At 63.6% G+C, this 24026-nt stretch carries 19 protein-coding genes; 7 read left to right on the top strand and 12 right to left on the bottom strand.

Going from position 1 to position 24026, the window contains the following annotated elements:
- Positions 1-45 precede the first annotated feature (45 nt).
- Together IZU87_RS05810 and IZU87_RS05805 are read right to left on the bottom strand one after the other, a co-directional pair.
- On the bottom strand, positions 46-858 hold the full coding sequence (locus IZU87_RS05810; RefSeq protein ID WP_213113968.1) for a MiaE family protein: 813 nt from the start codon (positions 856-858) through the stop codon (positions 46-48).
- A gap of 16 nt (positions 859-874) precedes the next feature.
- Positions 875-1369, bottom strand: coding sequence for a DUF1289 domain-containing protein (locus IZU87_RS05805; protein WP_213113967.1), 495 nt, complete (start codon positions 1367-1369; stop codon positions 875-877).
- Between the two features lie 420 nt (positions 1370-1789).
- Here IZU87_RS05805 and acnB point away from each other — a divergent pair, with 420 nt between their 5' ends.
- The gene (gene acnB, locus IZU87_RS05800) at positions 1790-4393 is read left to right on the top strand and encodes a bifunctional aconitate hydratase 2/2-methylisocitrate dehydratase (protein WP_043331313.1); all 2604 of its coding nucleotides are present in this window, start codon (positions 1790-1792) and stop codon (positions 4391-4393) included.
- A gap of 160 nt (positions 4394-4553) precedes the next feature.
- Here acnB and IZU87_RS05795 read toward each other — a convergent pair whose 3' ends face one another.
- On the bottom strand, positions 4554-5174 hold the full coding sequence (locus IZU87_RS05795) for a porin family protein (RefSeq protein ID WP_213113966.1): 621 nt from the start codon (positions 5172-5174) through the stop codon (positions 4554-4556).
- 333 nt (positions 5175-5507) lie between these two features.
- Here IZU87_RS05795 and rraA point away from each other — a divergent pair, with 333 nt between their 5' ends.
- The gene (gene rraA, locus IZU87_RS05790) at positions 5508-6008 is read left to right on the top strand and encodes a ribonuclease E activity regulator RraA (RefSeq protein WP_043331314.1); all 501 of its coding nucleotides are present in this window, start codon (positions 5508-5510) and stop codon (positions 6006-6008) included.
- Between the two features lie 91 nt (positions 6009-6099).
- Here the strand turns inward: rraA and IZU87_RS05785 are convergent, their stop codons facing one another.
- Together IZU87_RS05785 and ppsA are read right to left on the bottom strand one after the other, a co-directional pair.
- On the bottom strand, positions 6100-7392 hold the full coding sequence (locus tag IZU87_RS05785) for a dicarboxylate/amino acid:cation symporter (RefSeq protein WP_213113965.1): 1293 nt from the start codon (positions 7390-7392) through the stop codon (positions 6100-6102).
- Between the two features lie 383 nt (positions 7393-7775).
- Positions 7776-10163, bottom strand: a complete 2388-nt coding sequence (gene ppsA / locus IZU87_RS05780) for a phosphoenolpyruvate synthase (protein WP_043331316.1) — start codon at positions 10161-10163, stop codon at positions 7776-7778.
- 395 nt (positions 10164-10558) lie between these two features.
- Here ppsA and ppsR point away from each other — a divergent pair, with 395 nt between their 5' ends.
- Complete coding sequence (gene ppsR, locus IZU87_RS05775; RefSeq protein ID WP_043331317.1) at positions 10559-11392, top strand: posphoenolpyruvate synthetase regulatory kinase/phosphorylase PpsR; 834 nt, start codon at positions 10559-10561, stop codon at positions 11390-11392.
- A gap of 120 nt (positions 11393-11512) precedes the next feature.
- The gene (gene ppnP, locus IZU87_RS05770) at positions 11513-11800 is read left to right on the top strand and encodes a pyrimidine/purine nucleoside phosphorylase (protein WP_043331318.1); all 288 of its coding nucleotides are present in this window, start codon (positions 11513-11515) and stop codon (positions 11798-11800) included.
- A 133-nt stretch (positions 11801-11933) separates the two neighbouring features.
- Here the strand turns inward: ppnP and IZU87_RS05765 are convergent, their stop codons facing one another.
- The 7 genes from IZU87_RS05765 to IZU87_RS05735 form a co-directional block, all read right to left on the bottom strand.
- On the bottom strand, positions 11934-13313 hold the full coding sequence (locus tag IZU87_RS05765) for an MATE family efflux transporter (RefSeq protein WP_213113964.1): 1380 nt from the start codon (positions 13311-13313) through the stop codon (positions 11934-11936).
- 120 nt (positions 13314-13433) lie between these two features.
- Positions 13434-13847: a rhodanese-like domain-containing protein gene (locus tag IZU87_RS05760; RefSeq protein WP_107336265.1), complete on the bottom strand. Its 414-nt coding sequence runs from the start codon at positions 13845-13847 to the stop codon at positions 13434-13436.
- A 63-nt stretch (positions 13848-13910) separates the two neighbouring features.
- The gene (mmsB, locus tag IZU87_RS05755; protein WP_213113963.1) at positions 13911-14825 is read right to left on the bottom strand and encodes a 3-hydroxyisobutyrate dehydrogenase; all 915 of its coding nucleotides are present in this window, start codon (positions 14823-14825) and stop codon (positions 13911-13913) included.
- An 85-nt stretch (positions 14826-14910) separates the two neighbouring features.
- Positions 14911-16095, bottom strand: coding sequence for an enoyl-CoA hydratase/isomerase family protein (locus IZU87_RS05750; protein WP_213113962.1), 1185 nt, complete (start codon positions 16093-16095; stop codon positions 14911-14913).
- Complete coding sequence (locus tag IZU87_RS05745; protein WP_213113961.1) at positions 16092-16910, bottom strand: enoyl-CoA hydratase; 819 nt, start codon at positions 16908-16910, stop codon at positions 16092-16094. Before IZU87_RS05745 ends, IZU87_RS05750 begins: the two co-directional genes overlap by 4 nt.
- 53 nt (positions 16911-16963) lie before the next feature.
- Complete coding sequence (locus tag IZU87_RS05740; RefSeq protein WP_043331325.1) at positions 16964-18130, bottom strand: acyl-CoA dehydrogenase family protein; 1167 nt, start codon at positions 18128-18130, stop codon at positions 16964-16966.
- Between the two features lie 153 nt (positions 18131-18283).
- Positions 18284-19867 carry a CoA-acylating methylmalonate-semialdehyde dehydrogenase gene (locus IZU87_RS05735; RefSeq protein ID WP_213113960.1) on the bottom strand — a complete coding sequence of 528 codons (1584 nt, stop codon included), beginning with the start codon at positions 19865-19867 and terminating at the stop codon, positions 18284-18286.
- Positions 19868-20181: 314 nt separating this feature from the next.
- On the opposite strand from IZU87_RS05735, the gene IZU87_RS05730 reads away from it, so the two are divergent.
- The 3 genes from IZU87_RS05730 to IZU87_RS05720 all read left to right on the top strand — a co-directional run bounded on the left by IZU87_RS05730 (position 20182) and on the right by IZU87_RS05720 (position 23772).
- Positions 20182-20709, top strand: coding sequence for a MerR family transcriptional regulator (locus IZU87_RS05730; RefSeq protein WP_339926963.1), 528 nt, complete (start codon positions 20182-20184; stop codon positions 20707-20709).
- Positions 20710-21040: 331 nt separating this feature from the next.
- A complete protein-coding gene (locus IZU87_RS05725; RefSeq protein ID WP_502711604.1) occupies positions 21041-22780 on the top strand; it encodes an AMP-binding protein in 1740 nt (579 codons plus the stop codon).
- Complete coding sequence (locus IZU87_RS05720) at positions 22777-23772, top strand: SAM-dependent methyltransferase (RefSeq protein WP_213113959.1); 996 nt, start codon at positions 22777-22779, stop codon at positions 23770-23772. The genes IZU87_RS05725 and IZU87_RS05720 overlap by 4 nt, the downstream gene beginning before the upstream one ends.
- Positions 23773-24026: the final 254 nt, after the last annotated feature.

Here is a 24026-nt window from a genome sequence, read left to right as displayed (position 1 = left end):
CAGCCCTGCCACGGCGCCGGTGATCCCCTGTCCTTGATCCTTGCCTTAGTCTCTCGTGCCTTGACCCATCGCGTCCCGACCCATCCTGGCCGAGGCGCGCGCTGCCCGTCGTGCGCTCGGCTGACCACTGTGGAAGCGGAAGACAGCATCGGGGGTTTCGATCAGCTCTCGTTCCACTTCACGTAGCACCGCGAGACGGGGTTCCAGTGGTTCATTGGTGTATTGCTCTGCCAACATGAGGTAATCCTCATAGTGACGTCCTTCTGACTTAACCAAAGTGCGATAGAACTTTGCAAGCTCTGGTTCCAGATACGGGATGAGGCGCGCGAAGCGCTCACACGACCTTGCCTCTATCAGGGCGCCGATCAGCAGGATGTCCACCAGGCGTTGCGGGTCTTCGTCCCTGACCTGCTGGCGCAGGGCTTCGGCATAGCGCGAGGCCTTGATATGCCGATAGACGATGCCCCGCTTCTGCATCAGCCCGACCACCTGCTCGAAGTGCAGCAGCTCTTCGCGCGCCAGCTGTGACATCTTGGTCAACAGCAGTGGCCGGTTCACGTAGCGGTACATCAGGCTCATGGCGGTGGAGGCGGCTTTCTTCTCGCACTGCGCATGGTCGATCAGCAACAGCTCCGGATTCTCAAGCGCCGCCTCGACCCAGCTCAGGGGCGTCCTGCAGGGCAGAAAGGCCAGCAGCGACGCCGGCAGCAAGGCATCGGTATCTTCATCGCTTGGTCCCTGCGACGCTGCGATCACGCGCGCCCCAGCCTCACTCTCGCCATACTGGCCAGCATGAACATCATCATGCTGCTTGCTCTGCTCAGGCGCAATCACATTGCGCTCGGTCACGTCGGTCATTGAATTCATTGTCACGTCAGTCTTTTGTCTCGCTCGCTTGCGTCTGCTGCTGACTGACAGGAGACACCTCAACGACGGAGTTCATATCATTATCGGCACGCTTTGCCGCTTCCACCATGATTTCACCGTTTATATGGGCAAAAAGCTGTTCGGGCTCAAGTTCTCGCGCATGGGCCAGTGGTGCGATGCCATATGCCGACAGGTCCTCGATGCGGGTGCGCCCGACGCGCAGCAGCTCAACGGCGCGTGACAGCGCCGACTGATCGGCACGGAAACGGATGCGATGGCGGGTCAGCTGCTCGACCAGCATGGCGTCATCGGCGACGCGCAGCCAGCGGGCGGCGACCTGACTGCGCAGCTCGTCCAGTGCCAGCATGCGCTCGGCGCGCTGGTCACTGTCATAGCCGAACCAGGCCAGGATCTCATGATCATGACGCTGGCAGCCGCGACAGACGCTATCGCCGACCGTAGTGGAGCAGACACCTACGCAAGGAGAAAGAATACGGCTCATGTTGCCCTCGGGGGAGGCGGAAAGTGTGATTCGGGGTAACCCCCATCATACCGTGCGTACCTGAGAGCCGACAGCATCGCGCCGTCGGTGCCCAAAGGGCCTCGCCTCAGCACCGCGCTGGGCGTCATCAGCGCGTCATCAGGGTTGCCGCATAGTGTTTGCTCAGCGTGATTTCCTGACAATCAGATGAAATATCAGAATGTTATGCCGCAATAGGCGACCAAAGTCTCAGCCCCCGCCACTGGGCGCTCCTTAACATTGTCGACAAAGTTGAGTAGACTCGCATTCGCCCCGTAGCGCCTGATTCGCTCGCAATAAGACGCTTGAATTACCCGCAAGAAGCCTCGAGGTGCCCCGCCCTGCGTCTTCAAGACGACTGGCCCGCGCATTTCGACACGATTACAGATGAGGGTCTCCCACGTGCTTGAAGCCTACCGTCAACAGGTTGAAGAACGCGCCCAGCAGGGCATCCCGGCAAAGCCGCTGACTGCCGAGCAGACCGCCGAGCTGGTCGAACTGCTCAAGAATCCGCAGGCCGGTGAAGAAGAGTTCATCCTCGATCTGTTCACCAATCGCATTCCCCCGGGCGTTGATGAAGCCGCTTACGTCAAGGCTGGCTTCCTGACCGCCATCGTACGTGGCGAAGCCGCTTCTCCGCTGATCGACAAGACACATGCCGTCAAGCTGCTCGGCACCATGCAGGGCGGCTACAACATCGCCACGCTGGTCGAGCTGCTGGACGACGAAAGCCTGGCCAAGGAAGCCGGCGAACAGCTCAAGCACACCCTGCTGATGTTCGACGCCTTCCACGATGTCGCTGACCGCGCCAAGGCCGGCAACGCCGTCGCCCAGGCCGTGCTGCAATCCTGGGCCGACGCCGAATGGTTCCTGTCCAAGCCGGCGCTGGCCGAGAAGATCTCGCTGGCCGTCTTCAAGGTGCCGGGCGAGACCAACACCGATGACCTGTCTCCGGCGCCTGACGCCTGGTCACGTCCGGACATCCCGCTGCACGCCAACGCGATGCTCAAGAACCCGCGTGAAGGCATCAACCCGCAGGAAGATGGCGTCGTCGGCCCGCTGGCCCAGATCGAGGAAGTGAAGGCCAAGGGCTTCCCGGTCGCCTACGTCGGTGACGTGGTCGGCACCGGTTCCTCACGCAAGTCCGCCACCAACTCCGTGCTGTGGTTCTTCGGCGACGACATCCCGTTCGTGCCCAACAAGCGCGCCGGCGGTTTCTGCATCGGCAACAAGATCGCGCCGATCTTCTTCAACACCATGGAAGATGCCGGCGCCCTGCCCATCGAGATGGACGTCGAGAAGATGGCCATGGGCGATGTCATCGACATCTACCCGTACGAAGGCAAGGTCTGCCGTCACGACACCGACGAAGTCATCTCCACCTTCTCCCTCAAGACTCAGGTCCTGCTGGACGAAGTGCGTGCTGGCGGCCGTATCCCGCTGATCATCGGTCGCGGTCTGACCGACAAGGCGCGTACCGAGCTGGGGCTGGAGGCCTCTGACGTCTTCCGCCTGCCGGAACAGCCGAAGGACACCGGCAAGGGCTTCACCCTCGCACAGAAGATGGTCGGCAAGGCCTGCAACCTGGAAGGCGTGCGTCCGGGCATGTACTGCGAGCCGAAGATGACCACCGTCGGCTCCCAGGACACCACTGGCCCGATGACCCGCGACGAGCTGAAGGATCTGGCATGTCTGGGCTTCCAGGCCGACCTGGTGATGCAGTCCTTCTGCCACACCGCTGCCTACCCGAAGCCGGTCGACGTCGAGACTCACCACACCCTGCCCGACTTCATCATGAACCGCGGCGGCGTCTCCCTGCGTCCGGGCGACGGCATCATCCACTCGTGGCTGAACCGCATGCTGCTGCCGGACACCGTCGGCACCGGTGGTGATTCCCACACCCGCTTCCCGATGGGCATCTCCTTCCCGGCGGGTTCTGGCCTGGTGGCCTTCGCCGCCGCCACTGGCGTGATGCCGCTGGACATGCCGGAATCCATCCTGGTGCGCTTCAAGGGCGAACGTCGTCCGGGCATCACCCTGCGTGACCTGGTCCACGCCATCCCGCTGTACGCCATCAAGCAGGGCCTGCTGACCGTCGACAAGGCCAACAAGAAGAACGCCTTCTCTGGCCGCATTCTGGAAATCGAAGGTCTGGAAGATCTGACGGCTGAACAGGCATTCGAGCTCTCCGACGCCTCTGCCGAGCGTTCCGCCGCCGGTTGTACCATCACGCTGTCCGACGAGAGCGTGACCGAGTACCTGAAGTCCAACATCACCCTGCTCAAGTGGATGATCGCCAACGGTTACGGCGATGCCCGTACCATCGAGCGTCGTATCGCGGGCATGGAAGAGTGGCTGGCCAACCCGAGCCAGATGCGTGCCGACAAGGACGCCGAATACGCCGAGATCATCGAGATCGACCTCGCCGAGATCGATCAGCCGGTGCTGTGCGCGCCGAACGACCCCGACGATGCCCGCCTGCTGTCCGACGTCGCCGGTCAGAAGATCGACGAAGTCTTCATCGGCTCGTGCATGACCAACATCGGTCACTTCCGCGCCGCAGGCAAGCTGCTCGAGAAACAGCCGGCCGGTAGCCTGAAGACCAAGCTGTGGCTGGCACCGCCGACCAAGATGGACCAGCACCAGCTGACCGAGGAAGGCTACTACGGCATCTACGGCCGTGCCGGCGCGCGCATGGAAATGCCGGGCTGCTCACTGTGCATGGGTAACCAGGCACGTGTGGCCGCCAAGTCCACCGTGGTGTCCACCTCCACGCGCAACTTCCCGAACCGTCTGGGCGACGGCGCCAACGTCTTCCTGGCCTCTGCCGAGCTTGCGGCCATCGCGGCCGTGGTCGGTCGTCTGCCGACCGTCGAGGAATATCAGGGCTACATGGGCGAATTCGATGCCATGGCGGGCGAGATCTATCGCTACCTGAACTTCCATGAGATCGAAGAGTTCCAGAACGCCGCTTCCAACGTGATTCCGGTCACCCAGGAAGCCTGATCAGGCGGGGAGTCATGCACCACTGCATGACTCCCCTCTGACAGCAGCAATTGGCGTCATGCCAACTGGTGTCATGCCAGACAACGAAACGGGCCGCCCCTCAAGGGACGGCCCGTTTTTTCATGCCTGCGACAAGCTCAGTAGGCGCAAGCGCCCTGCCTCAGAACTTGTAGCCGACCGAGGCGGTGAAGGCATCCACCTGATAATCGCTGTCGAAGTCATAGCGCTCGTACTCGGCACGGATCAGGAACGGGTCCAGATTGACCTGTGCACCGGCACCATAGACCGGATCAAAGCCGTCGTTGTCCTTCAGATCGACACTGGAATTGCCCAGATTGCCATCGACATCGGTTTCCCACTTGGCCATCCCCGCCTTGGCGAACAGCGAGAAGTACTGACCGATGGGCAGGATACCCACCACGTTGACACCGTAGGCCTTGGACTCGAGATCGGTATTGCTGAAGTCATTGCCCTTGAGCTGGACAGTCCCCAGGTCGGTGTAGAAGGCCTCAGTGGCGAAGTACGGATTGTACTGATAGCCCACGAAGGCCTTGTAGACGTTGTCGTCATCATCCACATCGAAGTCATCGCTGCCGGATTCGATGAAGTCACCGGCCTCATCGGAATCATCGTTCTCAAGGCTGGAGAAGCCGGTACCGGCACCGATGTAGAGCCCTTCGTTGGCATTGCCTGCCGCCTGAGCATGACCACTGAGCGCCAGAGCGAGAGCGGCGAAGGAAACGGTAGCCAACGGGGCGGCCAGAAGACGTGACTTGCTCATGTATTGCTCCTTGATCCAATGGGCGGCACAGGCAGCTGCCGGCCAGGTACTGACGGCAAGACCGCGCCTGTCATGGGTTGCAGGAGCATCGTGGTAGATATAGAACAGTGTTTCAAGAGTGGCGTTTTGACTACTTGTCACGTCGCCAGTCAGCAACATGTCCTCATGACCTTCCCGCTCCCCCCGCTTGCGCGTGCCCGAGGCCCGCTTAGCCCTTCGCACAGATGCAAAGCCCTGGCGTATCGGGCATTCTCGGGGTTGTGGCATTGCAGCAATCAAAGCGCTCCGTCCCTCAAGCGGCCTGCCCCGGCCGCCCAGCACAAGGAATCCGACATGACGCATCCCATCTCCACCCCCGACCTCTGCGATGAGTTCCCCGACGTGCAGGTGCTCGAGCCACTGTTCATCAACTACGGCGGCGTCGAGTCCTTCGGCGGCGAAGTCGTGACCATCAAGTGCTTCGAGGACAACTCGCTGGTCAAGGAAGCCGTCGCGGAACCCGGCGCAGGCCGCGTCCTGGTCGTCGATGCCGGCGGCTCGATGCGCTGCGCCATGCTGGGCGACATGCTCGCCGAACAGGCCGCCAAGAGTGGCTGGGCCGGCGTGATCATGTATGGCTGCATCCGCGATGTGGATGAGATCCACGCCACCAATCTCGGCGTGCAGGCACTGGGCTGCTACCCGCGACCCAGCATCAAGCGCGGCGAAGGCCAGCGCGATATCCCGGTCACCTTCGCCGGCGTCACCATCGTGCCGGGCGACTATCTCTACGCCGACAACAATGGCGTCATCACCGCCAAGGAAGCGCTGATCCGTACCCAGCCGACTCCCTGAGTCGCCGTCTCGCGCCGCGGTGCACGCCGCAATGAAAACGCCCCCGCAACCAGGCAGGTTGCGGGGGCGTTTCGCGTTCAAAGTCGCGGACTCAGCGAGTGCTGGCAGGCTCTACGTTGGATGAGTCGGTCTGTGAGCCGGCTTGAGCACTGGCCTGAGAGGCCGCAGCCGCATCATCGGCACGCGCGAAGCGGTCCACCACGGCGGCGCAGGCAGCGTCACCGGTGATGTTGAGCGCGGTGCGCGTCATGTCGAAGATACGATCCAGCGCGAACAGCAGCGGCAGGCCCTCGATGGGAATACCGGCGGCCAGCAGTACGGCGACCACCAGGAAGGACGGCCCCGGCACCCCGGCCTGACCGATGGCACCCAGAGTCGCGGTGAACACGATGGCGGCGTAGGCGGAGAAGCCGAGGTCGACATTGAAGACCTGGGCGAAGAACATCGCCACCAGCCCGTAATAGATGGCATTGCCGCTCATGTTGATGGTCGCGCCCAGCGGCAGCACGAAGGCAGAGGTGGCGTTCTTGAGGCCCAGCTCCTTCTCGCAGACTTCCATGTTGACCGGCAGGGTCGCCATGGAGGACGCCGTGGACAGCGCGACGGCCTGCGGCTTCTTCATCGCGGACATGAAGCGGCCCAGCGGCACGTCAGAGCCGAACTTGACCACCAGCGGGTAGAACACGAAGCCGTAGATGAGGATGGCGCCCATGTAAACGAGGAACAGCTTCATCACCAGCGTCAGTACATCGAAGCCGAAGGTGCCGACGGCGTCCGCCATCAGGCCGAAGACGCCGATCGGCGCGATCAGCATCACCACGTTGATCATCCACACGAAGGCTTCGATGACGGTGTTCAGGCCTTCGATCAGCGGCTTGCCACGCTCACCGGTCTTGGACAGGCCAATGCCGAGGAACAGGCAGAACACCAGAATCTGCAGGATATTGGCATCGGTGAGTGCACCGAAGATATTGGTCGGCACCATGCCCAGAATGGTGTCCATCACGCCCGGCACGCTGCCCTTGTCAGCGTAGGCATTGGAGAACATGCCCTTGGCGCTTTCCAGGTCCACTCCGCTGCCCGGCTGGAAGACATGCCCCATTACCAGCGCCAGCATCACGGCCACGGCAGAGGTCAGCATGAAGAAGGCGAAGGTGGAGATGCCGATCTTGCCGGCAGAAGGGCTGTCGCCCAGATTGGCGGCTCCCGACACGATGGAGACCGCGATCAGCGGCACGACCAGCATCTTGATCAGGTGAATGAACAGCTCTCCCAGTGGCGCGAACATCGAGGCGTCTTCGCCCATGTACGCCCCGACACCTGCACCCAGGATCATGGCGATGACTACCTGGACGCCGATGTTTTTCCATAAAGACTGTTTCACGTTACGACTACCTTGGATTGTGTCTGAAAGGTCGGTTGTTGCGTGCCACCGCAGTGCTGGCTACCGGTGAGGCCTGCCGTCATAGTCACCATGGATATTGTGGTCAGCGGGGTGGCTGGGATTATAAATGACTGCCTTTTTTACATAAGGTAGAAAGATAATCATTTAGTCGCGCAATCGAGATCATTTTGTTGCTATTTGTTACCAACTGACGTCTTTGTGCTGCTTTCCCCCCCATTGGTCTAACACCTGAGCTGACCAATCATTCAGGTTTCAGGCACGAAACGAAAAGCGCCCACCGCACATTGAGTGCGATGGGCGCCCTGGGTGACAACGACCGTCTGCGCCTCAGCGCGTCAGGTCACCATCCTGGGGAGTCTGGGTTACACCAGCTCCTTGTCCGCCAGCATGAACCAGGTTTCCAGCACGGAATCCGGGTTGAGGGAGACGCTGTCGATGCCCTCTTCCATCAGCCACTTGGCCAGCTCCGGATGGTCCGACGGGCCCTGACCACAGATGCCGACGTACTTGCCCTGCGCCTTGCAGGCACGGATCGCCATCGACATCAGCTGCTTGACCGCCGGGTTACGCTCATCGAAGAGGTGAGCGACGATGCCGGAGTCGCGATCCAGCCCCAGGGTCAGCTGGGTCAGGTCGTTGGAGCCGATGGAGAAGCCATCGAAGTGCTCGAGGAACTGATCCGCCAGCAGCGCGTTGGTCGGCAGCTCGCACATCATGATGACGCGCAGGCCGTTCTCGCCACGCACCAGACCATTCTCGCCCAGCAGCTTGATGACCTGCTCCGCCTCGCCGGTGGTACGCACGAAGGGCACCATGATCTCGACGTTGGTCAGCCCCATCTCGTCACGCACGCGCTTGAGGGCACGGCATTCCAGATCGAAGCAGTCGCGGAAGGTGTCGGACACGTAGCGCGAGGCGCCACGGAAGCCCAGCATCGGGTTCTCTTCGCCCGGCTCGTACATCTTGCCGCCGATCAGGTTCTCGTACTCGTTGGACTTGAAGTCCGACATGCGCACGATGACCTTCTGCGGATGGAAGGCGGCTGCCAGGGTGGAGATGCCCTCGACCAGCTTGTCGACGTAGAAGTCGACCGGGCTTGCGTAGCCGGCGGTGCGCGCATCGATGGTCTGCTGCAGATCGATGGGCAGGGTGGCGTAGTCGAGCAGCGCCTTGGGGTGCACGCCGATCATGCGGTTGATGATGAACTCCAGACGCGCCAGGCCCACGCCGGCATTCGGCAGACGCGAGAAGCTGAAGGCGCGGTCCGGGTTGCCGACGTTCATCATGATCTTGAACGGAATCTCCGGCATCTCGTTGACGCTGGTGACGGTGCGATCGAAGTTGAGGATACCGTCATAGACGTGACCGGTATCGCCTTCGGCGCAGGAGACCGTCACTTCGCGGCCTTCGGCGAGCACCGAGGTCGCGTCGCCACAGCCGACCACGGCCGGAATGCCCAGCTCACGCGCGATGATCGCCGCGTGGCAGGTACGTCCGCCACGGTTGGTGACGATGGCGGAGGCGCGCTTCATGACCGGCTCCCAGTCCGGATCGGTCATGTCGGTGACCAGCACGTCGCCGACCTGCACCTTGTCCATCTGCTCCGGGTTGTCGATCACGCGTACTGCGCCCTGGCCGATACGCTGGCCGATGGCACGCCCGGTGACCAGGGTGCGGCCCTTCTCGCGCAGCTGGAAGCGCTCGAGGTTGCCGCCCTCTTCCTGGCTGACGACCGTTTCCGGACGCGCCTGGACGATGTAGAGCTTGCCGTCGTCACCATCACGCGCCCATTCGATGTCCATCGGACGCTGGTAGTGCTTCTCGATGATCATGGCCTGGCGCGCCAGTGCCTCGACATCGGCATCGCTGATGCAGAAACGGTGACGGTCCGGCACCGGCACGTCGACGGTCTCGACGGAGCGACCCGCACTGGTGTCGTCGGTGTAGACCATCTTGATCAGCTTGGAGCCCAGGTTGCGGCGCAGTACCGCCGGGCGGCCGGCGGCCAGCGTGGTCTTGTGGACGTAGAACTCGTCAGGATTGACCGCGCCCTGCACCACGGTCTCGCCCAGGCCCCAGGAGCCGGTGACGAAGACGGCGTCGCGGTAGCCGGATTCGGTGTCCAGGGTGAACATCACGCCGGAAGCGGCCGTCTCGGAGCGCACCATCTTCTGTACGCCGGCAGACAGCGCGACCAGTGAGTGATCGAAGCCCTTGTGCACGCGGTAGGAGATGGCGCGGTCGTTGAACAGTGACGCGAACACCTCGTGAACCGCACGCTTGATGTTGTCGAAGCCTTCGATGTTGAGGAAGGTTTCCTGCTGACCGGCGAAGGAGGCATCCGGCAGATCTTCCGCGGTGGCGGAGGAGCGCACGGCGACCTTCAGGTTCGGGTGCCTGGCCTGAAGCTCGGCGTAGGCACGTTCCATCTCGGCTTCGAAGGCCGGCGGCAGCGGCGTGTCGATGATCCACTGACGAATCTCGGCACCGACGCGTGCCAGTTCGACCACGTCGTCCACATCGAGGGCATCGAGGGCGGCATTGATACGCTTGTCGAGGCCTTCGTGGGCCAGAAACTCGCGATAGGCATAGGAGGTAGTCGCAAAGCCGCCGGGCACGGTGACACCGGCATCGGCCAGATTGGAGATCATCTCACCGAGCGAGGCGTTCTTGCCGCCAACGCGATCAACATCGTTCATGCCGAGCTGATCGAAATCGACGACGTATTCGGATGTGGCTTGCTGTGACAAGGGAACCCCCTGGTACCAATGGATGGAAACGAATGACCGATGGAGGACGATGAACCGCCTTCCGTTCAGCAATGACGCCACCCTAACAAGCTCTCTCTGGTATTAGCCATTGGTCTAACCGGCTAGTCAGTGGAGGAGGACTACAACCCTGAGCCTGTTTCAGACGTTCTGTCGCCATCGTCGGCGAACATGTCGACAAGCCAGGAACGGCCGCTACAGGAATGTAGTCATGAGGCGCTTTTGCAGAGAACGGGAACACGGGATTTCTCATATCGCGCCACTGGCCCTGTACCGGATATTGCAAGCTCGACAGTGAACACCGACACTTGGGGTCTTCACGGGGCAACAGCCTGAGCGGGCTGGTGTCTTCGATTCGTTCTTCACGAGTGCCCGTCATGACCCGAACCGCCTTCTTCATTTCCGATGGCACCGGCATCACCGCCGAGACGCTGGGACGCAGTCTGCTCGCCCAGTTCGAGAATACCGACATCCGCATGGTGACCAAGCCCTACATCGATTCGGCCGAAAAGGCGACGGCACTGGTCAAGGCCATCGAGAGCGCGCATGCCAATGACGGCGAGCGCCCGATCATCATCGACACCATCGTCGACCAGAACATCCGCGACATCATCTCCGAATCCTCCGGCTTCAAGGTCGACATCTTCTCGACCTTCCTCAAGCCGCTGGAAGAGGAACTGGACACCCACTCGTCCTACAGCGTCGGCAAGACCCATTCCATCGGGCAGGACGACGTCTACATGAATCGCATCGATTCGGTGCATTTCGCCCTCGACAACGATGATGGCGCGCGCACGCATCAATACGACAAGGCCGACGTCATCCTCATCGGCGTCTCACGCTGCGGCAAGACCCCGACCTCGCTATATCTGGCGCTGCAGTTCGGCATCCGCGCGGCCAACTACCCGCTGACCGAGGATGATCTGGACGAGTCCGGCACCCTCAAGATGCCCGCTTCACTGGCGCAATACCGTCACAAGCTGTTCGGGCTGACCATCGACCCGCGCCGTCTGGCCGCCATCCGCACCGAGCGTCGCCCCAACAGCCGCTACTGCTCGATCGATCAGTGTCTGCAGGAAGTCGAGCAGACCGAGGCGCTCTTCCGCCGCTCCAAGGTGCCCTACATCGATACCACGCGTTTCTCGATCGAAGAGATCTCGACACGCATGATCGCCGAGACCGGCCTGGCACGCCGCTTCTCACCGCGCTGACCCGACGCCAGATCATCACAAGTCGAACACAACAACACACGTCGAACACAACAACACACGTCGACCACGACGACAGACATCGACCACAACAACACCGCTACTCACCCAGGAAATCCTCCCATGTTCAACACCAACCACTACTTCGACGGCCAGGTGGCCTCCATCGCCTTCCAGAGCGCAGACCTTCCTGCCACGGTCGGCGTGATGGCCATCGGCGAATTCGTGTTCGCCACCAGCCAACGCGAATACATGACCCTGATCAGCGGCGACATGCAGGTACTGCTACCGGGCGCGGAAGAGTGGTATCAGCTCGCCGCCGGTGAAAGCTTCATCGTCGAAGCCAACCAGAGCTTCGAGGTGCGCACTACGGTCGAATCCGCCTATCTGTGCAAGTACGAAGACGCTTAAGGCACTGGAAAACAGACGCCTAAGGCACTGGGCAACAGCCGCCTAAGGCACTGAAAGCCAGACATGAAAAAGCCGCCGTCCCCTCTCGGGTCACGGCGGCTTTTTCGTCACGACGACTGTCTCTCTACCAGGCTCAGGCGCGCTGCCTGAGGACCGAGCGCAGCGCCAGATAACTGATGCCGCCCATCAACAGGTAACTTGTCGCCACCCCGGCAAAGATACCGATCACGCCATACAGGGCGCCGCCAAGCCAGGCCAGCGGCACCAGCAAGGCGAACAGACGCACCAGCGAGAGCATCATCGCGCGGCGCGGCTTGTGCAGCGCATTGAGGCTGGAATTGGCGAGAATGATCACGCCCTGGGCCCCGAGGGCGGCGGGTATCAGCCACAGATAGGTGCTGACCAGTCCCGCGACCTCCTGGCTCTCGGCGAAACGCGCCGCGATCCACTCGCCGCCCAGCCCGAGCCCCAACCAGACCACCAGCTGCCAGGCGAGAATGAAGGCCAGCACACCGTGGATGGCGCGCCATACACGCTTCTGCTGCCCGGCACCGTCGTTCTGGCTGATGAAGGGCGAGAGCGTCATGGACAGCGCCAGCACCAGAATCAGCGCCAGCGACTCGATGCGCGAGCCGATACCGTAAGCCGCCACCGCCGCGTGACCATGCTGACTGACGATACGCGTGACCAGCGCGGTGGCAATCGGCGTCATCACGCTGGTCAGCGCGGCAGGCAGGCCGATCGCCCCGACCTCTCGCCATGACGTCACCAGCCGCGTCACGCTCAGGTGACGGAAATCGAGCCGCGCGCGCAGCAGTGGCAATGCCAGCAAGCCCAGTGTCAGCGCCAGCCACGACAGCACCGTGGCCAGCGCCGCGCCCGCCACGCCCATGCCCTGCCAGTCACCGATGCCGAAGATCAGCAGCGGGTCGAGCAGCGCATTGAGCACCCCCGCCGCCGCCATCACCAGCGAGGGCACCAGCGTATTGCCCTCGGCGCGCAGCACGCTGGCCAGCACACGCGGCAGCAACACGAAGGGCGCGCCGAAATACCACACCTGCATGTAATCGCGGATATGCGGCATCAGGGTGTCATCGGCCCCCAGCAGCCCGAACAGCGGCTCGATGCTGGCAAGCCCAAGCACCAGCATCACCAGCCCCAGCAGCAGCCCCAGCAGACTGGAATCCGTGGTGCGCGCCTTGACGGTCTCGAGCTCGCCTCGCCCCAGCCGGCGCCCCACCACCGCGGTGGTGCCGATGGACAGACCGATGGCGATGCTGATCACGCCGAAGGTGACCGGGAAAGTCATGGTCACCGCCGCCAGCTCCGGCGTGCCCAGCTGGGCGATGAACCAGGCATCCACCAGGTTGAACAGCATCATGGTGACGATGCCGCCGATCACCGGCCCCGTCATGCGCGCCAGCGTCGAGGCGATCGGGTCACGCACCAGATCGCGCGTGCCACGCCGAGACGAGGCACGTCTGGGGGTGGCAGGGGTATCAGGGTCAGACATACAGGCTCCGGACAGAAAACGACCCCGACCGGCGAGGCGCCAGCGGGGCCGAACAGTGTAAAGCATCAGCGTGTCAGGTGAGGGGCAACGCTGGATCGCGTCGAGCCTCCCCGCGCTGCGTCAGTTGCCCTGCATGAAGGGTGAGACGACCTCTCCGCCCGCCTCACGCCAGGCCGCGAAGCCGCCCCCCAGATGGGCCACCGGCCCGAAGCCCATGTCCTTGAGCGACTTGGTGGCCAGCGCCGAGCGCAGCCCGCCGGCACAGAACAGCACATAGCGCCCCTCGCGTGCGAAGTCGGCGCGGTGATAGGGCGAGGCCGGGTCGACCCAGAACTCCAGCATGCCGCGCGGCGCGTGGATGGCGCCGGGGATGCGCCCTTCCCGCTCCAGCTCACGCACATCGCGGATGTCCACCAGCGTCAGCGGCGTGCCGCCGGCGCGGGCCTCTTCCAGCGCCTCGCGCAGCTCGCGGGGCGACAGGGTCTCGATCTCCGTCTCGGCGGCGGCTACCAGCTCACTGACCGGTCGAATCATGGGGTGCTCCTTGCAGATGATGTTGTCCTCGGGGTGCATGTCAGCGGCTGGCGGCGTGACAGCTCACGCATCCGCCTCGCCACAGCGATAGAAGCGCTGGATGCTCGAGAAATCGAGGCGTCCTGCGCCCTGGGCGGCATGCTGGACGAACAGATTACGCGCCTGGGAGCCCATTGGCACCGCCGATTTCGAGCCCAGCGCCATCTCCCAGGCAAGGCCAAGATCCTTGGTCATCAGATCGACCAGGAAACCGCCCTGATAATCATTGGAGGCCGGCGCGGCTTCCATCACGCCGGGCCAGGGATTGTAGACGTTGAGCGCCCAGTTGCCGCCGGATGACTGCTTCATCACCTCCGAGAGCACGGCCGGGTCCAGCCCGTTCTTGACCCCCAGCGCCAGCGCCTCGGCGGTGCCGCTCATCAGGATGCCCAGCAGCATGTTGTTGCAGATCTTGGCGACCTGGCCGCTGCCGGCCGGGCCGGCATGGAACAGATTCTTGCCCATCACTTCCAGCAGCGGCACGGCACGCGCATAGCCGTCCGCCTCACCGCCGACGATGAAGCTCAGCGTACCGGCACGTGCACCCCCGACCCCGCCGGACACCGGAGCATCCATGAAGGTGATGCCACGCTCGGCGGCGTGGCGCGCGACCAGACGGGCGTCATCCGGCGCGATGGTCGAGGCGTCGATCACCAGCACCGAGGCGTCGAGCGCGGCCAGGAGGCCACCCGCACCGTCCTCCTTGTCACCCAGATAGAGCTTTCGCACGTGCTGACCGGCCGGCAGCATGCTGATCAACACCTCGACACCCTCGACGACCTCTCCGGGAGATGCCGCACGGGTGGCGCCCGCCTCGACCAGCTCGCTCATGGCCGACTCGACCAGATCGAAGACCCTTACCGCATGGCCAGCCTTGACCAGATTGAGCGCCATGGGCCCGCCCATGTTGCCGAGTCCGATGAAACCGATGGATGTCATGGCAATGCTTCCTTGTGAACAGATTCTTGTTGTCATTGGCGTCCGGCGGCAAGCCTGCGCCTGCCGCCTGAACTGAAAAGTGCGCTCAGAGGTCCATCAGCGGATGCTCATCCTCTTCCCACAGCGGCGCGAAGAAGCCGTCGATGTATTCCTCGGAGACCTGGGCGATCGAGGCATAGGCCCACTGCGGCTGCTTGTCCTTGTCGATCAGCAGGGCGCGCACCCCTTCGGCAAGCTCGGTGCCCATGCAGCAGCGCACCGACAGGGTCAGCTCGTCGCGGAAGGCCTCCGCCAGCGAGGAGTGGCGATGGCGCCCCAGCATGCGAAATACCAGATGCGGTGAACTGGGGCAGCCGGCCAGCAGACGCTCGCGGTTGGCGTTCAGCCACGCATTGCAGTCACTGCGCGCCTGGGGGTCATCAATGATTCGCTGGCAGGCCTTCAACACTTCACGCCCGGCGACCAGCTGCTGAAGGTGATCGAAGAGCGGCAGCACCTGCCCTGGCGGCGCCAGTTCACGGCGCTCGAACTCGCTCAACACCTGGCTCAGATGACGCGACGGGTGACGGCCGAATTCTCCCTCGCACAGCGCCTGCTTGAGCGCCTCGCGCTGCTCATCGGGAATCAGGCGTGTCGCAAGCCCCAGATCCAGCGCATCGCGGGCATTCAGCTGCGCACCGGTCGCGCCGAGATATTCTCCGATGCCACGCGGCAGGCGATTGAGCAGCCAGCTGGCACCGACATCCGGGTACAGACCGATGCTGACTTCCGGCATCGCCAGTCGCGAACTCTCGGTGACCACACGCTCACAGCCGCCGGCGAACAGCCCCATGCCGCCGCCCATCACGATGCCGCCACCCCATACCAGCAGCGGCTTGGGGAAGGTATGCAGGCGGTGATCGAGCCGATATTCGGCGGTGAAGTAGCGGGTGGCGAAGAAATCATCCAGCGCCTCGAGGGGGTCTGCGCCTTCGTTGGCAGGCGCCGTGGTCATCGCCTGATAGAGCGCCACGATATCGCCACCGGCACACAGCGCACGCTCGCCGGCGCCTTCCAGCCACACCATGGCGATGCTGCTGTCCAGCTCCCAGGCATCCAGCTGCGCCTCGATGCGCTCGATCATGGCCAGCGACAGCGCATTCAGCGAGCGCGGCGCGTTCAGGCGCATGATTCCCAGCTGCTTGCCGTCGCGGGCGCGACGCGTCTCGAACACCACGGGCGCCTCGACATCGGTCGCGGCCTTGGCGGTGACACCTTCTATCTGGCTCATGAGCGCCCTCCTCCCGTCACCTCTTCCTGACGCGAGACCCACTGCGGTGCACGCTTCTCGAGGAAGGCGCTCACGCCTTCCTTCTGGTTGGGGTCATCGAACAGCTCGACGAACAGCTCGCGCTCCATGCGCAGGCCATCGCTCATGCCGCGATGGCGCGACGACATGATCAATGCCTTGCAGCGTGCCACCGCGCTCGGGCTCTGGTTGGCGACGCTCTCGGCGATCGCCAGCGCGCGCTCGAAGCTCTGGCCGGTCTCGACCACCTCTTCGGCCAGCCCGATGCGACCGGCGGTCTCGGCATCCACCTGTTCACCACACAGGATCATGCGCTTGGCCCAGCCTTCGCCGACCAGCCACGGCAGGTGCTGGGTGCCGCCCGCACACGGCAACAGCCCCACCTTGGCCTCCGGCAGTGCCAGCCTGGCCTGCCGCTCGACGATACGCATGTCACAGGCCAGCGCGCACTCGAGCCCGCCGCCCATCGCGTAGCCGTTGACGGCGGCGATCGTCACGCCCGGGAAGTTGGCCAGCCGCTCGAAGGCCAGCCCGAAACGACGCGCCATGGTGGCGGCGACGCCCTTGTCACCATCGGCGAAGGTCTTGAGATCGGCGCCGGCGGAGAAGAACTTGTCGCCCTCACCGGTGATCACCACCGCACTCACGCTGCCATCGCCCTCCAGCTCGTCGAGCAGCTGCTCCAGCTCGATCAAGGACGCTTCCGTCCAGGTGTTGGCCGGCGGGTTGTTGATGGTGACCCGGGCGATATGACGATCCTTCTCGAGAACGAGGCATGGCCCTTGACTGGATGACATCATGTAACTCCCTGAAAGATGGTAACCAATGACGAATTGAAGTGGAGGCGGCGTTACGCCAGCGACTCGATCATGCCCGGCGTCAGAAGACGCCGCGCGATGATCAGACGCATGATCTCGTTGGTGCCTTCCAGAATCTGGTGCACACGGGTGTCACGCACCAGTCGCTCCAACGGATACTCGCGGATATAACCGTAGCCGCCATGCAGCTGGAGTGCCTGATTGCAGACCTCGAAGCCCATGTCGGTGGCGAAGCGCTTGGCCATCGCACAGTGGGCGCTGGCCTCGGCGTCGCCCTCATCGAGCTTGAAGGCCGCCAGCCGCACCAGGGTGCGCGCCGCGGTCAGTTCGGTGGCCATGTCGGCCAGCTTGAACTGCAGAGCCTGGAACTGGGCCAGCTCGCGCCCGAACTGCTTGCGCTCGCCGAGATAATCCCGCGACAGCTCCAGCGCCTTCTGGGCCGCGCCCAGTGAGCAGGTCGCGATGTTGATGCGACCGCCATCCAGCGCCTTCATCGCGAAGCGGAAGCCCTCGCCCTCCTCGCCCAGACGATTGGCCGCCGCAACCCGCACGCGATCGAAGCTCACCAGCCGGGTCGGCTGGCTGTTCCAGCCCATCTTGTCTTCCTTCTTGCCGTAGCTGATGCCCTCGGCGTCAGCCGGCACCACGAAGGCCGAGATGCCCGCCGCGCCGCTGTCCGGCTCGCCGGTGCGCGCCATCACCACCAGCACGTCCGTGGCGCCGGCACCGGAGATGAACATCTTGGAGCCACTCAGATAGTAGTCATCGCCCTCGCGCTCGGCGCGGGTGCGCAGGCTGGCGGCATCACTGCCGCTGCCCGGCTCGGTCAGGCAGTAGGAGCCGAGCTTGTCGCCTGCCACCATCGCCGGCACCCACTGCTCGCGGCAGCTGTCCGTGGCGAAACTGGCGATCATCCAGCCCACCATGTTGTGGATGGTGATGTAGGCAGTGGTCGAGATGCAGCCGGTCGCCAGCTGCTCGAGAATGATGGAGCTGTCGAGGCGTGGCAGGCCAAGGCCGCCGTGCTCCTCGGGGACGTAAAGCCCCATGAAACCGGCCTCGCCCGCCTTGCGAAGTGTCTCGATGGGGAAGTGGGCCGTGGCGTCCCACTCGGCGGCATGCGGGGCAAGCTCGGCATCCGCGAAGGCACGCGCCCCCTCCTGGAGGGCACGCTGGTCATCGGTCAGCGAAAAGTTCATGCAGCTGCTTCCTGTTGTCCTTGTTCTGTCGGCCCGGGTCTATCGCCCGGGCCTGTCAAAGCGGCTCAGCGCATCTGAGGAGCCATCAGCGCATCTGAAGAGCCCTCAGCGGTCTTGTGAAAAGAGCCCTCAGCGGTCTTGTGAAGAGAGCCCTCAGCGCATCTGGATCGAGAAGTTGGGCTGATTGCCCTCGGCCGGCGCATCGTCGAACCAGCGCGCCGTCACCGTCTTGGTCTCGGTATAGAAGCGCACCGCCTGCTTGCCATAGGCATGCAGATCGCCGAAGAAGCTGCCGCGCCAGCCGGTGAAGGAGAAGAACGGCAGCGGCACCGGAATCGGCACGTTGATGCCGACCTGACCGACCGCGATCTCGTTCTGGAAGCGCCGCGCCGCGCCGCCGGAGCGCGTGAAGATGGAGGTGCCGTTGCCGTAGGGGTTGTTGTTGATCAGCTCGATGGCTTCGGACAGGTCCGCCGCCTCCATGCAGCACAGCACCGGCCCGAAGATCTCCTCGCGATAGAGCACCATTTCCGGCGTCACCTTGGAGAACAGACACGGCCCCAGCCAGTTGCCATCGGGATAGCCCGCCAACGAGACGCCGCGACCATCCAGCAGCAGCTCGGCACCTTCCTGCTCGCCCTGCTGGATCCAGCCGGTCACGCGCTCCAGCGCCTGCGGCGAGATCAGCGGCCCGTAGCTAGCGCCCTTGTCATCCCAGGCGCCCGGGCGCACCTCGGCCAGGGCGTCGCGCACGCGCTCGATCAAGGCCTTCGAATCACCGACGAAGACCGCCACCGAGATCGCCATGCAGCGCTGACCCGCCGCGCCGACACTGGCACCGACCAGCGCGTTGACCACCTGGTCGGCCGGGGCGTCCGGCATGATCACCATGTGATTCTTGGCCCCGGCGAAGCACTGGGCGCGCTTGAGGTTGTCAGTGGCGGTGCGATAGATGTGCTGACCCACCGGCACCGAGCCGACGAAGCTGACGGTGCGCGGAACCTCGTGGGCGAGCAGATGATTGACCTGATCGCGCCCGCCCTGCACCACGGTCAGGATGCCCTCGGGGGCACCAGCTTCCATGAACAGCTCCGCCAGCCGCAGCGTGGTCAGCGGCACTTGCTCGGACGGCTTGAGCACGAAGGCATTGCCACAGGCGATGGACAGCGGGAACATCCACAGCGGTATCATGGCGGGGAAGTTGAACGGCGTGATCCCAAGGCAGACACCCAGCGACTGGGTCACGGAATAGCTGTCGATGCCGGTGGCGACGTTCTCCACCGTCTCGCCCATCAGCAGGCTGGGAATGTTGGCGGCGTGCTCGACCACCTCGATGCCGCGCCACACATCGCCCTTGGCGTCCTCGAAGGTCTTGCCCAGCTCGTGGGAGATGATCTCGGCCAGCTCGTCATGATGCTGCTTGAGCAGATGCTGATAGCTGAGCATCAGGCGGGCACGGGTCGGCACCGGCGTGTTGCGCCAGCGCTGGAAGGCCTGCTCGGCGTGGTCCAGCGCTTCATCCAGCTCACTCAGCGGTGACAGGGGCACGCGAGCGATCTCGCCGTTGGTGGCCGGGTTGGTGACGCTCAGGTGCTGATCGGCGCGACTTTCGACAAACTGACCATTGATCAGCTGAGGCAGCACCAGCGGCGCGCTGTCACCGGCGACCACGGCGCGCAGGCGTGACAGCAGATCCAGTGAACCGGTAGTAGAGGGCGTGAGAGACGTCGAAGACATGGCGTGGCATTCCTGTGGCTGTTGTTATTGGGAGGAAGACAGTGTGTCAACAGAGCCGAAGTCGTCAGGCGAGCCGCCTTGCAGAGCTGAAGACGTTCTGCAGAACCAGGCCGTCCTGCAGAAAACGGCAAGCCGAGACTGTGATCTGATTCAACCTAGCATCTGCTTGGTTGGCTGCAAATACTATTACCCTTTACGTTAACGTAAACAATGCTAGTCTGTAGAAAATTCACGGCCAGACGCCGCTGGCACCCACTGCGCCAAGGAGCATTCCCCTCTCCTTGGCGCGCACAGCATCCGGAGCGGCAGCGCCCATGACAGATACCATGATGACCCCAAGTCCTGACCCCAAATCCCGGGCAACGCCTGATGGCGCGACACACGATACCGGTGTGGAGTCCCTGCTGAGCACCACCAGCACCAGCGACGCCATCCGTCCGACCCAGCGCACCTGGAGCATCGGCGAGCTGGCACGGCACTTCGACGTGACCACGCGCACCATCCGCTTCTACGAGCAGGAAGGTCTGCTGCACCCGGAGCGACGCGGTCAGACGCGCGTCTATCGCGACAAGGACCGCGTGCGTCTCAAGCTGACCCTGCGCGGCAAGCGACTGGGCTTCTCGCTGGCCGAGATTCGTGAAGTGGTCGACCTCTACGACGCCGCCGACGGCGGTGGCGAGAAGCAGCTCACCCGCCTGCTTGGCATCCTGAGCGAAAAGCGTGAGGGCCTAGAACGGCAGCTGCGCGATCTCACCGCCATGCAGCGCGAGCTGGATGACGTCGAGACACGTGCCCGCGAAGCCCTCGCCCGCCTGGCCGGCGACAGCGACAGCGAGAGCTGATTGGAATCCACAACACCAGACCCCACTCGCGCCAGCAGCAGCTATATAACTGCCGGCTACACAAGTGACAGCGACTAGACTGCCTATGGAGAATCGTCTATCGAAAACTGACCAGCGCCTCGCGAGTGCGGGCGACAGCAGACTGCCGGAGAGCAGCGCGTCGCCCGCTGATCACGCGACTCATGACAAGACGACAGCACGACCAGACGACAAAAACGAAAAGAACGGAAAGAACGAAAAGAACGACAACACTGCGTCACCGCCTCCCTGAGGCGGCTCCCCCTGACAAGCCTTGCCTCACCAATAACAACCAAGGACACAGGAAAGCACCATGTCACAGGACGCCATCGCCACACGCCAGCCTGCCAGCGAAATGGCACACGCAAGCCAATCAGCCAGCTATCTCAGCGCTACCTCCGACACCCCACTGATGGGAGAAACCATCGGGGATTGCCTCGACCGCATCTGCGCGCGCTGGCCCGAGCGCGATGCCCTGATCAGTCGCCATCAGGGACTGCGCTACACCTGGGCCGAACTGCACGCAGAGGTCGAGCGCGTGGCGCGCGGCCTGCTGGCGATGGGCATCGAGCGCGGCGACCGCGTCGGCATCTGGGCGCCCAATCGCGCCGAATGGACGCTGATCCAGTACGCCACCGCCAAGATCGGTGTGGTGCTGGTCAACCTCAACCCGAGTTACCGCGGCCATGAACTGGCCTACGCCCTCAAGCAATCCGGTGCGGCGACGCTGATCTTCCAGTCTCGCTTCAAGGCGTCCGACTATGTGGCGATCCTCGAGGAGCTGTTCCCTGAGGCCAGGGAGGCCCGCGGCCGTGATGGCATCCACAATGGCGCGCTGCCGGACCTCAGGCGCCTGATCTGCTTCGAGGCCGAGGATGCCCTGCCCGGCATGCTCAACTGGCAGGATGTGCTCAGCGGTGCCGCTAGCGTCTCCGTCGAGACACTCGGCGAGCTGCAGGCCAGTCTGACCTTCGATGACCCGATCAATATCCAGTACACCTCCGGCACCACCGGCGCCCCCAAGGGCGCGACCCTCTCGCACCACAACATCCTCAACAATGGCTTCTTCGTCGCCGAGCGCATGAATCTCAGCGAGCACGACAAACTGGTGATGCCGGTGCCGCTCTACCACTGCTTCGGCATGGTGATGGGCAACCTGGGCTGCCTGACCCACGGCGCCGCCATCGTCTATCCGGAAGCGGGCTTCGATCCGCTGGCCACCCTGCAGGCGGTCAGCGAGGAGAGCGCCACCGCGATGTTCGGCGTGCCGACGATGTTCATCGCCGAACTCGAACACCCGCGCTTCGCCGAATTCGACCTCACCAGCCTGCGCACCGGCACCATGGCCGGTTCCATCTGCCCCATCGAGGTGATGCGCCAGGTCATCGAGCGCATGCACATGCGCGAGGTCACCATCGCCTACGGCATGACCGAGACCAGCCCGGTCAGCCTGCAGAGCACGCGTGAGGCGCCGCTGGACAAGCGTGTCTCCACCGTCGGCACCCTGCACCCACATCTGGAGATCAAGATCATCGACCCTGACAGCGGCCGCGTGGTGCCAGTCGGCGAGAAGGGCGAGCTGTGCACGCGGGGCTACAGCGTGATGCTGGGCTACTGGAACAACCCGGAGGCCACCGCCAAGGCCATCGATGCCGGCCGCTGGATGCATACCGGCGACCTCGCTACGCTGGATGAAGACGGCTACGTGACGATCGTGGGACGTATCAAGGACATGATCATCCGCGGTGGCGAGAACATCTATCCGCGCGAGATCGAGGACTTCCTCTACACCCACCCGGCGGTGTCGGACGTGCAGGTGATCGGCGTGCCCGATGAGCGGTATGGCGAGGAAGTGATGGCATGGGTCAAGCTCAAGGAAGGCGAGCAGCTCGATGAACCGGCGCTCAAGGCGTTCTGCCAGGGACGTATCGCTCACTTCAAGGTGCCGCGCTACATCAAGTTCGTGGAGGAATTCCCGATGACCGTGACCGGCAAGATCCAGAAGTTCAAGATGCGCGAGGCCGCGACGCAAGAGCTGGGACTGGCCAGGTGAGCACGTCACGTGAGGAGGAGGATGACGCCCCCGCCACACGCCACCTGAGCAGCGCTCGTCAGCAGGTCGCCCACTATGCGGCGAGCCACCATCATGCGGCCCTCGACGAGGCACTCGAGACGCTGATCGACGCCCACCCGAGCGGCGATCTGCCGATCATGGCACTGGCCGGGCTGGACCAACTGCATCTGGGGGGCGTGACAGGCACCCGCGAGCTGCTGGCCCTCGCCCGGCTGGAACCCCAGCCGCGGGGGCTGGCGATGCTCGAACTCGGCGCCGGCCTTGGCGGGCTGGCGCGGCATATTGCCAGCCAGTCGCGTGACGCAGGCGCGGACCACCACATCACCACCCTGGATCTCTCGAGCAGCCTCTGCGAGCTGGCGATCGCCCTCAACCGGGCCACCGGACTGCGCGAGTCGATTCGCGTGCTGGAGGGCGACGCCTGCTACCCCGAGCTGCATCCGGCACTGTCGGGCCGCCGCTTTGATCGCCTCTTCAGCCAGCACCTGCTGGTGCATCTGAGCGACAAGGTCAGCACGCTCACCCAGTGGCATGACTGTCTCGAGCAGGATGGCTATCTCCTGCTGCACGAGCCGGTGCTCAGCGTGCAGGCGCAGGCGTTTGGCGAGCGCCCTGCCCTGCCACTGCCCTGGGCGCTGTCACCGCGTGGCGATCAGCTGGCCAGTTGCGAGGAGTTGCATGAGGCGATGGCCAGCAGTGGCTTCGAGGTCGATGCCCATGTCGAGCTGACCGATCAGGTGCTGAGCTGGCAGGCGCGGCGCATGCGCGAGAGCACCAGCGAGCAGCCCGGTGCCTACCGCGAGGACGCGCCTGCGCCCTCGCCGGCCATGCTGGCCGCCCGTGGCCTGACGCCGGAACTGGTGTTCGGCCCGGCCTTTTCCCAGATGCAACGCAACCTGATGCTGGCCCTGGAAGCCGGCTGGCTGGAGGTTCACCTGTGGCGCCTGCGCAAGCGTCCTGCCCGGCAGTGAAGGGCACGATGAATCAGCAGAACTCACCGCAGGGATGCGGCGAGGAAAAAATTAGGAAACAGCGCTCGCAAATGACTGGCATCCGCCTGCCTCAACCGTTATTCTTGCCAGTACAGTCCCGTTCGGGGGATAAGCCGTTCGTTACCCGTCAGCATGTGAGGGTAATGTGCCCGACATGATGACCGCATTGCTTCGTGTTTCATCGATACCCACGAGTCAGTGCAACGTTTCCCGATGCTCGCGCAACGTTTCTC

The organism is Cobetia sp. MC34 (assembly GCF_018340035.1).
In the GTDB taxonomy this organism is placed as follows: domain Bacteria; phylum Pseudomonadota; class Gammaproteobacteria; order Pseudomonadales; family Halomonadaceae; genus Cobetia; species Cobetia amphilecti.
Note: the sequence above shows the minus strand (reverse complement) of the source record. Positions and strands in the feature narration are given on the sequence as shown.

Coding starts and splice junctions, on each gene's coding strand:
- IZU87_RS05810 (WP_213113968.1), bottom strand. CDS start 858: ATGACCGACGTGACCGAGCGCAATGTGATTGCGCCTGAGCAGAGCAAG.
- IZU87_RS05805 (WP_213113967.1), bottom strand. CDS start 1,369: ATGAGCCGTATTCTTTCTCCTTGCGTAGGTGTCTGCTCCACTACGGTC.
- IZU87_RS05795 (WP_213113966.1), bottom strand. CDS start 5,174: ATGAGCAAGTCACGTCTTCTGGCCGCCCCGTTGGCTACCGTTTCCTTC.
- rraA (WP_043331314.1), top strand. CDS start 5,508: ATGACGCATCCCATCTCCACCCCCGACCTCTGCGATGAGTTCCCCGAC.
- ppsR (WP_043331317.1), top strand. CDS start 10,559: ATGACCCGAACCGCCTTCTTCATTTCCGATGGCACCGGCATCACCGCC.
- ppnP (WP_043331318.1), top strand. CDS start 11,513: ATGTTCAACACCAACCACTACTTCGACGGCCAGGTGGCCTCCATCGCC.
- IZU87_RS05765 (WP_213113964.1), bottom strand. CDS start 13,313: ATGTCTGACCCTGATACCCCTGCCACCCCCAGACGTGCCTCGTCTCGG.
- IZU87_RS05760 (WP_107336265.1), bottom strand. CDS start 13,847: ATGATTCGACCGGTCAGTGAGCTGGTAGCCGCCGCCGAGACGGAGATC.
- mmsB (WP_213113963.1), bottom strand. CDS start 14,825: ATGACATCCATCGGTTTCATCGGACTCGGCAACATGGGCGGGCCCATG.
- IZU87_RS05750 (WP_213113962.1), bottom strand. CDS start 16,095: ATGAGCCAGATAGAAGGTGTCACCGCCAAGGCCGCGACCGATGTCGAG.
- IZU87_RS05745 (WP_213113961.1), bottom strand. CDS start 16,910: ATGTCATCCAGTCAAGGGCCATGCCTCGTTCTCGAGAAGGATCGTCAT.
- IZU87_RS05740 (WP_043331325.1), bottom strand. CDS start 18,130: ATGAACTTTTCGCTGACCGATGACCAGCGTGCCCTCCAGGAGGGGGCG.
- IZU87_RS05735 (WP_213113960.1), bottom strand. CDS start 19,867: ATGTCTTCGACGTCTCTCACGCCCTCTACTACCGGTTCACTGGATCTG.
- IZU87_RS05730 (WP_339926963.1), top strand. CDS start 20,182: ATGACAGATACCATGATGACCCCAAGTCCTGACCCCAAATCCCGGGCA.
- IZU87_RS05725 (WP_502711604.1), top strand. CDS start 21,041: ATGTCACAGGACGCCATCGCCACACGCCAGCCTGCCAGCGAAATGGCA.